At 61.4% G+C, this 14815-nt stretch carries 8 protein-coding genes; 4 read left to right on the forward strand and 4 right to left on the reverse strand.

The features are described from left to right. Window positions 1-75: 75 nt before the first annotated feature. On the reverse strand, window positions 76-1260 hold the full coding sequence (pbpG, locus tag AYM40_RS13415; RefSeq protein ID WP_063496641.1) for a D-alanyl-D-alanine endopeptidase: 1185 nt from the start codon (window positions 1258-1260) through the stop codon (window positions 76-78). A gap of 773 nt (window positions 1261-2033) precedes the next feature. On the opposite strand from pbpG, the gene AYM40_RS13420 reads away from it, so the two are divergent. Continuing rightward, on the forward strand, window positions 2034-2606 hold the full coding sequence (locus AYM40_RS13420) for a phasin family protein (RefSeq protein ID WP_063496642.1): 573 nt from the start codon (window positions 2034-2036) through the stop codon (window positions 2604-2606). A 316-nt stretch (window positions 2607-2922) separates the two neighbouring features. On the opposite strand, the gene lpdA is transcribed toward AYM40_RS13420, so the two are convergent. From lpdA to aceE, 3 genes are all read right to left on the reverse strand, one after another. Continuing rightward, the gene (lpdA, locus tag AYM40_RS13425; RefSeq protein ID WP_063496643.1) at window positions 2923-4701 is read right to left on the reverse strand and encodes a dihydrolipoyl dehydrogenase; all 1779 of its coding nucleotides are present in this window, start codon (window positions 4699-4701) and stop codon (window positions 2923-2925) included. 273 nt (window positions 4702-4974) lie between these two features. Then, window positions 4975-6627: a dihydrolipoyllysine-residue acetyltransferase gene (aceF, locus tag AYM40_RS13430; protein WP_063496644.1), complete on the reverse strand. Its 1653-nt coding sequence runs from the start codon at window positions 6625-6627 to the stop codon at window positions 4975-4977. Between the two features lie 86 nt (window positions 6628-6713). Beyond that, window positions 6714-9410, reverse strand: coding sequence for a pyruvate dehydrogenase (acetyl-transferring), homodimeric type (aceE, locus tag AYM40_RS13435; RefSeq protein ID WP_063496645.1), 2697 nt, complete (start codon window positions 9408-9410; stop codon window positions 6714-6716). 275 nt (window positions 9411-9685) lie between these two features. On the opposite strand from aceE, the gene fixL reads away from it, so the two are divergent. The 3 genes from fixL to AYM40_RS13450 all read left to right on the forward strand — a co-directional run bounded on the left by fixL (window position 9686) and on the right by AYM40_RS13450 (window position 14815). Beyond that, entirely contained in the window at window positions 9686-12202 is a 2517-nt protein-coding gene (gene fixL, locus AYM40_RS13440) for an oxygen sensor histidine kinase FixL (protein WP_063496646.1), read from the forward strand. Next, window positions 12199-12843, forward strand: coding sequence for an oxygen response regulator transcription factor FixJ (fixJ, locus tag AYM40_RS13445; RefSeq protein ID WP_011488992.1), 645 nt, complete (start codon window positions 12199-12201; stop codon window positions 12841-12843). Before fixL ends, fixJ begins: the two co-directional genes overlap by 4 nt. A 643-nt stretch (window positions 12844-13486) precedes the next feature. Further along, window positions 13487-14815, forward strand: a complete 1329-nt coding sequence (locus tag AYM40_RS13450) for a DUF3300 domain-containing protein (protein ID WP_063496647.1) — start codon at window positions 13487-13489, stop codon at window positions 14813-14815.

A 14815-nucleotide genomic window follows, 5' to 3' on the forward strand; every position in this document is an offset into this window, starting at 1 on the left:
AAAAGGCCTCGCAATTTGCGAGGCCTTTTTTCTGGCCGGTCCGAAAACCGGCCACTCGAGCATGTCAAGGCAACTTCAGGTGCCCGCGCCGCTGGCATCCGCGCTGGTAATGCGCGGCTGATCGCCACCATTGTCGAGCCATGTGCGCAGACGCGTTGCATCCGCAAAGCGCGAGTACTTACCCGACGAGTCGAGTAGCACCATGATCATCGGACGGCCGTGAATGGTTGCCTGCATCACGAGGCACTCGCCCGCTTCGTTGATGAAACCGGTCTTTTGCAGACCGATGTCCCACGTCGGGTTGCGCACCAGCGCATTCGTGCTGTTGTAAGCCAGCGAACGCTTGCCCGTGTACACCTCGTAGCTGTGATCGGTCGAGAACTTGCGGATCAGTGGATACTGATACGCCGCATTGACCATCTTCACGAGGTCACGCGCGCTCGACACGTTCTGGCTCGTCAAACCCGTAGGGTTTTCAAAGTGCGTGTCGGTCATGCCGAGTTGTTTGGCCTTCGCGTTCATGGCCGCGAGGAACGCCGGACGGCCGCCCGGGAAATAACGCGACAGCGACGCGGCCGCGCGGTTCTCCGAGGCCATCAGCGCGATGTGCAGCATGTCTTCACGCGAGAGCACCGAACCCACCGACAGACGCGAGCCGGTGTTCTTTTCGTAATCGCGGTCTTCGTCGGTGACTTCGATCTGGTCGGTCATCGGCTCTTTCGAGTCGAGCACCACCATCGCGGTCATCAGCTTGGTAATCGACGCGATGGGCACCACGGCGCGCGAATTCTTGTCGAACAGCGATTCGCCCGTGTTCTGGTCGATCACGTAGGCAACGCTTGAACGCAGCATCAGCGCGTCCGGCGTTTCGTGCAGACCGAAAGCCTGGCCGACGCTAGGCTGACGCGGCTCGTAGGCGACGCGGCGCACCACCGAGTGGTGGCGGCCGTTCAACGAGTACGTCACGCGCTTGCGTTTGACACTCGCGCGCGGTGCGTCGTCACCTGCGGCGGCCGCGGTGTTCGCAGCGGCGCCGTTGGCGGCCTTCTTGCCCGACACTTTGTCGGCGGTGGCCGCGGCGGGCTTTTTGGCTGCTTTCGCGTGTTTGGAGGTTTGTGCCGGGGTGGCGGGCGTGTCAGCAAAAGCGCTGACAGGTGTGGCGAACGCCGCTGCGATGACCATGGAGGCGGCCACCGACAGAGCGGTGCTGCGCGCCGCGCCGTGGATCGCTTTTAGCGACGAAAACATGTCGGTTTTCATGGGTGTTCGGTAGGGAGCGGCGAGAGGTTTCCGCAAGTGTAGTAAAACAACGAAAAATTAGCAATTTGAAGCACTTATGGGCGCTCCTTAAACCGGCTTGTAAGCTCCGATCGCAAAAAAAACAAATAAGTGCCGCGCTTCGGTCGAAAAAAACGATCGCCCGCGCGCTTCGCCTCGCCTGTACCGCCAGAATCGAGGGATTCTTTCAGCATAACGGCAATTTCGAGACAACCTTGATCAGGGGAAATACGGTTAGAGCGCAGGCATGTAAAGCCTTGCCGACGCACCGGAACGTTGCAGGGCTTCGCCGCAGGCTGTTAAACACCTGCTGGAGACCGCCAACGCGCATTCGACCGGTATAGAGCATTAACGTTCCGTGACACTTTCTGGTTTACATCGGGATGGCCAATTGATGGATTTTTTGTCAAACACATTGTTGCTTTCTTCGCACCAGCGCCGCCCTCGCCTTGCGGTCAAAATCGGCCTTGAAATCGGTAGCACGTACCGATTCCTCCCGCACCAGCACAGTGCAACGGACAAATTAACTTGCGTCACACGAGTGTCATGCCTGCCGTATAACGTACTGTTTTATCAGTAATTTATCGATATTGTGCGACGCACAAAAAGCGCTTGACATTCGTTGTGACCATCCTAGAATGGGAACCATTGCTGCGATGCACAAAACATCGCGGTCCGGGGAGACGATCCTGAATCGTCTTGCCACTAACCCAATGCGGTCCGCACAGACAGGCCGCAATCCAGGAGCGTAAACCATGACTCTGCTGACCCCTGAGCAATTCGCCGCAGCCCAGAAAGCCAACTTTGAAACGTTGTTCGGCCTGACGACCAAAGCATTTGAAGGCGTCGAAAAGCTGGTTGAGCTGAACCTGCAAGTCGTCAAATCGACGCTCGCGGAAAGTCAGGAAAACGCCCAACGCGCGCTGTCGGTGAAGGACGCGCAGGAATTGCTGGCGCTGCAGGCAAGCCTCGCACAGCCGGTGGCTGAAAAGGCGCTGTCGTATGGCCGTCACGTGTATGAGATCGTTTCGGCAACGCAAGGTGAATTCACCCGCGTCGCGGAAGCCCAATTCGAAGAGCAAAACCGCAAGGTCCAGGCGCTCGTCGAAAATGTTGCAAAGAATGCCCCGGCCGGCTCGGAAACCGCTGTCGCCGTGATGAAGTCGGCTATCACCGCCGCCAACACCACGTACGAAACGGTCCACAAGGCGACCAAGCAAGCTGTCGAGATCGCTGAAAGCAACTTCAATGCAGCCGCAACGGCCGCATCGAAGGCAGCATCGCAAGCCGCTGCACAAGCATCGCGCTCGGCAAAGAAGACGGTTTAAGATTCAACAACAAGCCGGCCTGCCGCCAGGCAAAAGCCGGCAGTATCGAAAGCAACGGTGCCGGGTGGCGGTGCGTAGCCCTTATACGCCGCGCTGCACGGCCGAACGCTCCGATACGTTGAACAGCGTATCGTTTGCCCGGCGAAAGCCGGGATTTTTTTCCCGCGGTTTCCTGTGTGTTTTACGCGGGTTCAATGTCCCAGCCGGAAAATGCTCTACGCTGCGTGCCGTAAAAAAATGGCGCATCCCTTTACAGGATGCGCCATTTTTTATGCCTGCTTTTAAGGACCGCTCAGGTGCGAGCGGTCCTTCCGCATTACTTCTTTTTCTGCGGCGGCAGGTCGGTGCAGACGCCTTCGTACAACTCGGCGGCCATCCCGATCGACTCGCCGAGCGTCGGGTGCGGGTGAATCGTCTTACCGATATCCGTAGCGTCCGCCCCCATTTCGATCGCGAGGCACACTTCGCTGATCAGGTCGCCGGCGTTCAAACCGACAATCCCGCCGCCGATCACGCGATGCGTTTCTTCGTCGAACAGCAGCTTGGTGAAACCTTCGTCGCGGCCGTTGGCGATCGCGCGGCCCGAAGCGGCCCACGGGAACACCGCCTTGCCGTACTTGATGCCTTCGGCCTTCAGCTGATCTTCCGTCTTGCCGGCCCAAGCCACTTCCGGATCGGTGTAGGCCACCGACGGAATCTGCAGCGCATCGAAGTACGCCTTCTCGCCGTGCGCCACTTCAGCGGCGACGTGAGCTTCGTGCACGGCTTTGTGCGCGAGCATCGGCTGACCGACGATATCGCCGATCGCGAAGATGTGCGGCACGTTGGTGCGCATCTGCTTGTCGACGTCGATGAAGCCGCGATCCGTTACCGCGACGCCTGCCTTGTCCGCGCCAATCTTCTTGCCATTCGGCGTACGGCCGACGGCGACCAGCACGAGGTCATAGCGTTGCGCTTCGGCGGGGGCCTTTTCGCCTTCGAACGACACGTAGATGCCATCGTCTTTCGCTTCGGCCCCAGTGGTTTTGGTCTTCAGCATGACGTTGGCAAAACGCTTGCTGTTGTACTTCTCCCAGACCTTGACGAGATCGCGATCCGCGCCGGCCATCAGGCCGTCGAGCATTTCGACCACATCGATCTGTGCGCCGAGCGTGGCGTAGACCGTTGCCATTTCGAGCCCGATGATGCCACCGCCGATCACCAGCATGCGTTGCGGAATCTGACGCAGTTCGAGCGCGCCGGTCGAATCGACCACCCGCGGATCTTCCGGAATGAATGGCAGCTTCACCGCTTCCGAGCCTGCGGCGATGATTGCCTGCTTGAACCTGACGACCTTCTTGCCGCCTTCGGTCTGCACTTCCATGTGATGCGGATCGACGAACGAGCCGGTGCCCGTCACGACTTCGACCTTGCGCATCTTGGCCATGCCGGCGAGACCGCCGGTGAGCTTCTTGACGACGCCCGACTTGAAGTCGCGCAGCTTGTCGAGATCGATTTGCGGCTTGCCGAACGTAATGCCATGTGCGCCGAGCGCTTCTGCTTCGTCGATGACGAGCGCCGTGTGCAGCAGCGCCTTCGACGGGATGCAACCGACATTGAGACAGACGCCGCCGAGCGTTGCATAACGTTCGACGAGCACCGTCTTCATGCCGAGATCGGCCGAGCGGAACGCGGCCGAGTAACCGCCGGGGCCTGAACCGAGCACGAGCATGTCGCACTCGATATCCGCGTTGCCGGAGAAGCTGCCGGCTTGCGGAGCGGGCGCGGCAGCTTTCGGTGCAGCAGCGGCTTGCGCCGGCGCTTTCTCAGGTTCTTTGGCCGGGGCCTTCGGTGCCTCTTTAGCGGGCGCCGCGTCCGCCGACGACTCGACTAGCGCGATGACTGTGCCTTGCGAGACTTTGTCGCCGGCTTTGACGCGCACTTCCTTGACGGTGCCGGCAGTATCGCTTGGCACTTCGATGGAGGCCTTATCGGACTCGAGCGTCATCAGCGCCTGTTCGTTCTCGATGACATCGCCCGGTTTGATATTGACTTCGACGACATCGACGTCCTTGAAGTCACCGATATCCGGCACTTTTACTTCGACGAGACTCATAGTGTCCCCTTCTCTTATTGATCGTGATGAGGTGAAGAACCCGAAAAAAACAGCCTAAAAGCTGGCAACGCCCTGGACAGAATCATCCTTTGCCGTCCGCCCAAGGACGCGCCTTTCTTTTGCCTACTTTTCTTTGGAAGACAAAGAAAAGTAGGTGCCGCCCCGCACAGGGGCGACGCTAATAGACCACTAAGAAAGCAGGTTCTACAGAAGGGCGCGGATAACAGACAAAAAACAAACAAAACCCGCGCCCCGCGCAACGCCATCACCAGATCAAAGAATCACACGCCGAAAATCGGCAAGAATCGCACCCAGATACGCATTGAACCGCGCCGCCGCGGCACCATCAATCACCCGATGGTCATACGACAACGACAGCGGCAGAATCAAACGCGGAACGAATTGCTTACCATCCCAAACCGGCTTCATCGCGCCACGCGACAACCCGAGAATTGCGACTTCAGGCGCATTGATAATCGGCGTAAAGTGAGTCCCGCCAATCCCGCCCAGGGAAGAAATCGAGAAGCAACCACCTTGCATCTGATCCGGCTTCAGCTTGCCATCACGCGCAGCCTTCGAAAGCTCGGCCATTTCCTTCGCGATATCGATCAAACCCTTCTTGTCCGCATCGCGAATCACCGGAACAACCAGACCATTCGGCGTATCGGCAGCAAAACCAATGTGGTAGTACTGCTTGAACACGAGGTTATCGCCATCGAGGCTGGCATTGAACGTCGGGAACTGCTTCAAAGCGGCAACCACCGCCTTGATCACGAACGCCAGCATCGTGATCTTCACGCCGGCCTTTTCGTTTTCCTTGTTCAACTGCACGCGCAGCGCTTCGAGATCGGTGATGTCCGCTTCGTCGTTGTTCGTGACGTGCGGAATCATGACCCAGTTGCGATGCAGATTCGCGCCCGATATCTTCTTGATGCGCGACAGCGGCTTCGGATCGACCGGGCCGAACTTGGTGAAGTCGACCTTCGGCCACGGCAGCAGATTCAACTCGCCGCCACCCGCAGCTGCCGGTGCGGCAGCGCCGGCCGGCGCAGCACGCTGGCCCGTCATCACACCCTTGATGAAGCCGGTCACGTCCGCTTGCGTAATACGGCCCTTCGGACCCGTGCCCTGCACTTGCGCCACATCGACACCGAGTTCGCGCGCGAACTTGCGCACGGACGGTGAAGCGTGGCTCGCATGGCGAGCACCGCCTTCGCCAGCCGGAATCACCGGCGCCTGTGCAAGCGCGGACGGCGAAGCCGGAGCGGGCGATGGCGTTGCCGGCGCGTCCGACGGCTTCTCGAGCGCTGCCGGTTTTGCCGCAGGCGCCGGAGCCTGCGCAGCAGCACCGCCTTCAGTTTCCACCACGACGATCACCGAGCCTTCCGACACGGTATCGCCCACCTTGACCTTCAATTCCTTGACGATGCCGGCGGCCGAGCTCGGCACGTCCATCGTCGCCTTGTCGGATTCGAGCGTCACCAGCGACTGCTCTTTCTCGACGCGATCGCCGACCTTCACCGCGACTTCGATCACGGGAATGTCTTTGTAGTCGCCGATATCCGGCACTTTGACTTCTTGCAGACCACCACCGCTTGCAGCCGGCGCAGCGGCCGGGGCCGGGGCCGGCGCAGGAGCCGGTGCGGCGGCAGGCGCCGGAGCGGGCGATGCAGCGGCACCGCCTGCAGCGCCGTCCAGCACGACGATCAGCGAGCCTTCCGACACGTTGTCGCCCACCTTCACCTTCACTTCCTTGACGACACCGGCGGCCGAGCTCGGCACGTCCATGGTCGCCTTGTCGGATTCCAGCGTGACGAGCGATTGCTCTTTCTCGACGGTATCACCCGCCTTCACCAGCACCTCGATCACAGGGATGTCCTTGTAATCGCCGATGTCCGGCACCTTGATTTCGATCGCTTGACTCATTGTTAGTGTCTCCTGGGCCGCGCACGCCGCCTGCTCCTGTCGATCAGGGGCAGGCGCGCACGCCGTGGCACACGGGGAATGATGCCTTAGACGGTCATCGGGTTGGGTTTGGCGGGATCAAGGTTGTACTTCTTGAGCGCCTCGGCGACGACCTTGCGCTCGATCGTGCCTTCATCTGCCAGTGCATTCAACGCGGCAACCGTGACCCAGTAGCGGTCGACCTCGAAGAAGTGACGCAGCTTTTCGCGCGTGTCCGAACGGCCGTAGCCATCCGTGCCCAGCACGACGAACTTCTGCGGCACGAACGCGCGGATCTGCTCGGTCAGCGCGCGCACGTAGTCGGTCGATGCGATGACCGGACCTTGCGCGTCCTTCAGCAACTTCTCGACGTGCGAGAGCTTCTTCTCTTCGGTCGGGTGCAGCAGGTTCCAGCGCTGCACTTCGTGACCTTCGCGAGCCAGTTCGGTGAAGCTCGGCACGCTCCACAGGTCGGCAGCAACGCCCCAGTCGTTCTTCAGAAGATCGGCAGCGGCGATCACTTCATTGAAGATGGTGCCCGCGCCCATCAGCTGAACGCGCGGCGCCTTCTTGTCAGCATCGGCCTTCCTGAACGAGTACATACCCTTGATGATGTCGGCCGCTACGGCATCGCCCTGCGGAATCGCGGGGTGCTCGTAGTTCTCGTTCATCACCGTGATGTAGTAGTACACGTCTTCCTGGTCGGCGACCATGCGGCGCAGACCGTCCTGCATGATGACCGCGAGTTCATAGCCGAACGTCGGGTCGTAGCTGATGCAGTTCGGCACCGATGCGGCCCACAGGAGCGAGTGGCCGTCTTCGTGCTGCAAACCTTCGCCGTTCAGCGTGGTGCGGCCAGCGGTGCCGCCCAGCAGGAAGCCGCGCGAGCGCATATCGCCCGCCGCCCATGCCAGATCGCCGATACGCTGGAAGCCGAACATCGAGTAGAAGATGTAGAACGGGATCATGATCTCGCCGTGCGTCGAGTACGACGTCGCGGCTGCGATCCAGTCACACATACCACCGGCTTCGTTGATGCCTTCCTGCAGGATCTGACCGGTTTCCGATTCGCGATAGAACATCAGCTGGTCGGAATCTTCCGGAATGTACTTCTGGCCTTCCTGATTCCAGATACCGATCTGGCGGAACAGGCCTTCCATGCCGAAGGTACGCGATTCGTCCGGCACGATCGGCACGATGCGCTTACCGAGCGCCTTGTCTTTCAGCAGGATGTTGAGGATCCGCACGAACGCCATCGTCGTGGAGATCTCGCGGCCTTCGCCCGTGCCCTTCAGCAACGGCTCGAACGCGTCCAGCGCCGGCACCGGCAGCGACTCGGCCTTCTGACGGCGCGCCGGCAGATAACCACCGAGGTCCTGACGGCGGGCACGCATGTACTCGAGTTCCTTCGAACCTTCTTCGAACTTGAGGTACGGTACGTGGACGAGGTCGTCGTCGGAGATCGGCAGGCGGAACTGGTCGCGGAATTTCTTCAGCTGGTCCACGTGCAGCTTCTTCTGCTGGTGGGTGATGTTCATCGCCTGACCGGCTTCGCCCATGCCGTAGCCCTTGATCGTCTTCGCGAGAATGACGGTCGGCTGGCCCTTGGCGTTTGTCGCTTCGGTGAACGCTGCGTAGATCTTGTGCGGATCGTGGCCGCCGCGGTTCAGGTTCCACACGTCTTCGTCGGACCAGTCGGCCACCAGCGCCTTCAGTTCCGGCGTATTGAAGAAGTGCTCGCGAACGAACGCGCCCGACTCTGACTTGTACGTCTGATATTCGCCGTCGACGACTTCCATCATCCGGCGCATCAGCGCGCCCGACTTGTCGCGTTGGAACAGCGCATCCCAGCGGCTGCCCCAGATGACCTTGATGACATTCCAGCCGGCGCCGCGGAATTCGCTTTCGAGTTCCTGAATGATCTTGCCGTTACCGCGCACCGGACCGTCGAGGCGCTGCAGGTTGCAGTTGATCACGAACACCAGGTTGTCGAGGCGTTCGCGGCCGGCCATGCCGATTGCGCCGAGCGATTCCGGTTCATCCGTTTCGCCGTCGCCGAGGAAAGCCCAGACCTTGCGGCCTTCGGTCTTCGCAATGCCGCGCGCCTGCATGTACTTCATGAAGCGTGCCTGATAGATCGCCATGATCGGGCCGAGGCCCATCGAGACGGTCGGGAATTGCCAGAAGTCCGGCATCAGCCACGGGTGCGGATACGACGAGATGCCCTCGCCGCCCACTTCCTGACGGAAGTTGTCGAGCTGGTTTTCGCTCAGGCGGCCGAGCAGGAACGCGCGCGAGTACACACCCGGCGACGAGTGGCCCTGCACGAACACGAGGTCACCGCCATGTTCGGCCGACGGTGCGTGCCAGAAATGGTTGTAGCCGACGTCGTACAGCGTGGCGGCCGACGCGAACGAGGCGATGTGGCCGCCGACGTTCGTGTCCTTGCCCGCGCGCAGCACCATGGCGATGGCGTTCCAGCGCGTGTACGAGCGAATCCGGTGTTCGAGGTCCTGGTCGCCGGGGATCGGCGCCTGACGCGACACAGGAATCGTGTTGATGTACGGGGTGTTTGCGGAGAACGGCAGATGCTCGCCGTGTACACGGGCGAATTCGATCTGTTTCTCAATCAGGTAGTGAGCGCGATCGGGGCCCACAGCAGAAATCACGCCATCCAGCGCTTCCAGCCATTCGCCGGTTTCCTGGGGATCTTCGTCTTTTTCGGCGGCGACATATTTCATGACTTCGTCGGGTACAGCGGACATGCTCGTCTCCTGGATGTAGAGGAACGCTCTTTGAACAGACGACGCGGACGAAGCACGACCGCGGCAGCTTCGGCCGATTGTAAAAGGGGTCCCGACGTCCGCGCAACAAAATTTTCAAATTACGAGATCGATTCTCATAATGCGAAAAATTGTTGCGGCGCAACCTGATTTGACTGCCGATCGACGGATACGTCGGCTAGTTTGCGCCGAATAACGGTTCTTTCAGCGCTTTTTTGCGCCATTTGCTAGTGACCCGCTGCGCTACAATGCCACGCATGTTGACCGAACGGCTTTTCGCTCGCTCGGCGCGCACCGCCGGTTCGCCGGCGGATTCGACGCCGTCCTCCCGCTGGCACCACGGACCGTGGTGGTCGAACTCCTATTTGCTCACGCCGCTGCTGTCGATCCTGGTGTTCCTGGTCGTCATGAGCCTGATTCTGTGGAGCCTGAACCGGCGCGAACAGCAGCAGCAGGAAGACACGCTCTACCGCAATGTCGCGTGGGCGCAGCAGCAGATCCGCCTGTCCATGACCGGCGCTCAGGAACAGATTCAGGCCCTCGCCCGCGACCTTGTCGCCGGCCACGCCGATCCGCATTCATTCCAGGTGTCCACCACGGACATCATGCAGGGGCATCCCGAGATCCTCTACATGAACTGGTACACGAGCCAGCAGCAGCCGCGCTGGCCCAATACCGCACTCCCCGTGTTCGGCCAGCGCCTCGCCAAGCCGAACGACGCGCAGATGGACGAAGCCGTCAAAGCCGCCTTCAACGAGGCGCGCAATACGCGCCGCCAGGTGTACTCGCCGCTGATCTACGACGACCTCGGCAATGGCTACATCACGCTGCAGACACCGGTCTACCGCGACCGCGACTTCCTCGGCACGATTGCCGCCGTGTTCTCGGTCGAAGGGATCCTGAAGCACGACATTCCGCCCGAGTTGTCGGCCAAATACAAAATCTCGATCATCGACGTGAACAACCGCGAGTTGACCACCACGTCGACCCGTCCGCGCCTGCCGCGCGACATGTTCTACGATCTGCCGCTCGATCCGCCTGGCCAGGGCGTCTCGGTGCGCGTCTACGCGTTCCCGCAGATGACCAACTTCACCAACAACACGCTGGTCTGGCTGGTGGCCGGGCTGTCGTGCTTCGTGCTGTGGAGCCTGTGGAGTTTGTGGAAGCACACGCGGCAACGCTTCGAGGCGCAGCAGGCGCTCTACGCCGAAGCCTTCTTCCGCCGCGCGATGGAAAACTCGGTGCTGATCGGCATGCGTGTGCTCGACATGCACGGCCGCATCACTCACGTCAATCCGGCCTTCTGCCGCATGACCGGTTGGGATGAAAGCGATCTGGTCGGCAAGAATGCGCCGTTCGCTTACTGGCCGCGCGACGCCTACCCTGAGATGCAACGCCAGCTCGACATGACGCTGCGCGGCAAGGCGCCTTCTTCGGGCTTCGAGTTGCGGGTGCGCCGCAAGGACGGTTCGCTGTTCCATGCTCGCCTCTATGTATCGCCGCTGATCGACAGCTCGGGCCGCCAGACCGGCTGGATGTCGTCGATGACCGACATCACCGAACCGAAGCGCGCACGCGAAGAACTCGCCGCCGCGCACGAGCGCTTCACGACCGTGCTGGAAAGTCTCGACGCCGCCGTCTCCGTGCTGGCCGCCGATGAAGCCGAACTGCTGTTCGCCAACCGCTACTACCGCCACCTGTTCGGCATTCGCCCGGACGGCCATCTGGAATTGGCGGGCGGCGGGTTCGACAGCGCACAGGCATCGTCCGATTCGATCGATATGGTGGATACCTACGCGGGCCTGCCCGCCGCCGCGCTAACCCAAAGCACGGCCGATGCGCAGGAAGTCTACGTGCAGAACATCCAGAAATGGTTCGAAGTGCGCCGCCAGTACATCCAGTGGGTGGACGGCCACCTCGCGCAGATGCAGATCGCAACCGATATCACCACCCGCAAGCAGGCTCAGGAGCTCTCGCGCCAGCAGGACGAGAAGCTGCAGTTCACCAGCCGCCTGATGACGATGGGCGAAATGGCCTCGTCGCTCGCGCACGAGCTGAACCAGCCGCTCGCCGCGATCAATAACTATTGCTCGGGAACCGTGGCGCTGGTTAAGTCCGGTCGGACGACGCCTGACAATCTCCTGCCCGTGCTCGAGAAAACCGCCCAACAGGCGGTGCGGGCCGGCATGATCATCAAGCGCATTCGCGAGTTCGTGAAACGCAGCGAGCCGAAACGCCAGGCCACGCGCGTGGCCGACATCGTGGCCGACGCCGTGGGGCTCGCCGAACTCGAAGCGCGCAAGCGCAAGATTCGCATCGTGACCGATCTGCGCTCGCGCCTGCCGGTGATTTACGTCGATCCGGTGCTGATCGAGCAGGTGCTGGTGAACCTGCTGAAGAACGGCGTCGAAGCCATGTACGATGCGCGCCCGAATGCGGTCGACCCCGTGATTCGCGTCGTCGTGCGACTGGAGAGCGGGTTTGTCTGCATCAGCGTCGTCGACCAGGGGCCGGGCGTCGACGAAGCGACAGCCGAGCGTCTCTTTGAACCGTTTTACAGCACCAAGTCCGATGGTATGGGCATGGGGCTGAACATTTGCCGTTCGATTATCGAATCGCACCGCGGCCGTCTGTGGGTGGTCAACAACGTCGAATCTGACGGCCACGTCACAGGCGCCACGTTCCATTGCAGTCTGCCTATTGGAGAGCCGGACGGCCCGAGCAACGGCGGGTCAGAGGCGCCGACACCACAAACCGTTACGGGAGAGCTATGAACAGCCCAGTCACCACACAGGAAACAGTCTTTGTCGTCGACGACGACGAGGCCGTGCGAGATTCGCTGCGCTGGCTGCTGGAGGCGAACGGCTACCGCGTGCAATGCTTCTCCAGCGCCGAGCAGTTCATCGACGCATGGCAGCCGCATACGCACCCGGGCCAGATCGCATGTCTGATTCTCGATGTGCGGATGTCCGGCATGAGCGGTCTCGAGTTGCAGGAACGCCTGATCGCCGACAACGCGTCGCTGCCGATCATCTTCGTGACCGGCCACGGCGACGTGCCGATGGCCGTCTCGACGATGAAGAAAGGCGCGATGGACTTCATCGAAAAACCGTTCGACGAAGCCGAACTGCGCAAGCTGGTCGAGCGCATGCTCGACAAGGCGCGCAGCGAAAGCACCAGCGTGCAACAGCAACGCGCCGCGGCCGAACGCCTGGGCAAACTCACCGCGCGTGAGCACCAGGTGCTCGAGCGCATCATCGCGGGCCGCCTGAATAAGCAGATCGCCGACGACCTCGGCATCAGCATCAAGACGGTCGAAGCACACCGCGCAAACATCATGGAAAAGCTCAACGTCAACACGGTCGCCGATCTGCTGCGCCTCGCGCTGTCGAACAAGCCGCAACCGGCGCAATAACAAGACGCACAACGGGCGCGTCCCATCGCACTGGGCGCGACTGAGTTTCAACGGCCGGACTGTCGAAAAGTCCGGCCCGTTCCGTCCGCCGCTCCTTCCTCCCTTCCTTCCCCCCTTCCTCCCTCCTCTCATCCCTCTGCTTCGCAGCAACTACGCGCGGGATGGCTCGACGCATCCGCACCTGCAGCTGCAGCTGCATCCGCACCCGCACCCGCATCCGCACCCGCATCCGCACCCGCACCCGCACCCGCATCCGCATCCGCATCCGCATCCGCATCCGTTAATCATTACGCATTACTCAGCATACGCTCACGTCGCATGGCAATAACTTCTTTCCTCTGACAAGATTGACAAGCCCGTCTGCGCCCCTTAATTTACGCAGAACTCCTTAGCAGGAATCGCTGATGCCCGATGAGCACAGGACAGATGAACTGCAGTTGTCGTACTCGGCATCGCCAGGTGATGCAAAGCAGGTGAAGTGGCATAGCCGCTTCGCTGGCGTATGTGTCATATCGATCGGTTCGGCCACACCTGAACCATCCACCGCCCTCCTAACTACGTTCCACATTTCATTGCACCGGAGCAACGCAGCATGCGCTGCGCATCGACTTCGCATGTCTAACACTACCGCGAGGATTTCATCGTGAAACGATCCGGAGCACACCGTTCGCGTGTGTTGCTTGTTTGCGCCGCACTTGCGGGCACGCCACTCTTCGCCGGTCTGGCCATGCCGAGCGCGGTGTATGCGCAAAGCCCTGCGAAGGTGTCGAACCAGCAACTCGATTCGCTGACCGCGCCCATCGCGCTCTATCCCGACGCACTGCTCGCGCAGGTGCTGATGGCCGCTACCTTCCCGCAAGACGTGCAGGCTGCCGCCGCGTGGTCGAAAGCGAACTCGAAGCTGCAAGGCGACGACGCCGTCAAGGCGGTCGCGTCCGAGCCGTGGGACCCGAGCGTGCAGTCACTGGTCGCCTTCCCGCAAGTCCTCGCGACAATGGCGTCGAAACCCGACTGGGTCTCGCAACTCGGCAACGCCTTCCTGGCCCAGCCAAACGACGTGATGGACTCCGTGCAACGCTTGCGCAAACAGGCGCAAGCCACCGGCAATCTGAAGACGAGTTCACAGCAGAAGGTCGTGGTCGAACAAAGCACGATTCAGATCGTGCCGGCCAATCCACAAGTGGTGTACGTGCCGACGTATAACCCGACTGTCGTCTACGGCGCCTGGCCCTATCCCGCGTACCCGCCCGTATATGTCCCGCCGCCGCCCGGTTATGCAATCGCGGCCGGTTTCGCTACCGGCCTTGCGTTCGGCGCCGGTGTCGCCGTTGCCAATTCGCTGTGGGGCGGCTTCAACTGGAACACGCATGACGTCAACATCAACGTGAACCGGTACAACAACATCAATGTGAACAACCGGATCAATGTAAATAGCAGCACGACGAACTGGAACCGCAACACCAACGTCAATCGCAACGTCAACAACACCAACGTCAACCGCAACGTCAACAACAACCTCGGCGGTACGCAGCGCGATGCCTATCGCGGCCGTGACGACGGGGCTCGCGCCCAGGCGCAGCAGACCTTGCAGAACCGGACCGGCCAGAACCTGAGCGGCAGCGCGAGCCAGCGCGTGCAGGGGATCCACCAGGGCGGCACGCAGAACGCCGATCTGCAAAACCGCGCGCAGAACGCCAATCGCGATAACGCGTTACGCGGCGCCGGCGACGGCAACGCCGCGCGGCAGGACACGCAGCGCGGCCAGGCAAGCCGCAACGCGGCAGCGAACCGCTCCGGCAATGGCAGCTTCGGCGCCAATGGCGGCGGCCAGCAGCGCACGGGCGGTGGTCTCGGTGCAAACGGCGGCGGCGTCCAGCGCGGTGGTGGTGGCGGCGGCAACAACTTCGGCGGTGGCGGTGGTGGCGGCAGACTGGCCGGCGGCGGTGAGCGCCAATTCGGCCGCAACCGTTGA

The organism is Paraburkholderia phytofirmans OLGA172, assembly GCF_001634365.1.
Taxonomy (GTDB): domain Bacteria; phylum Pseudomonadota; class Gammaproteobacteria; order Burkholderiales; family Burkholderiaceae; genus Paraburkholderia.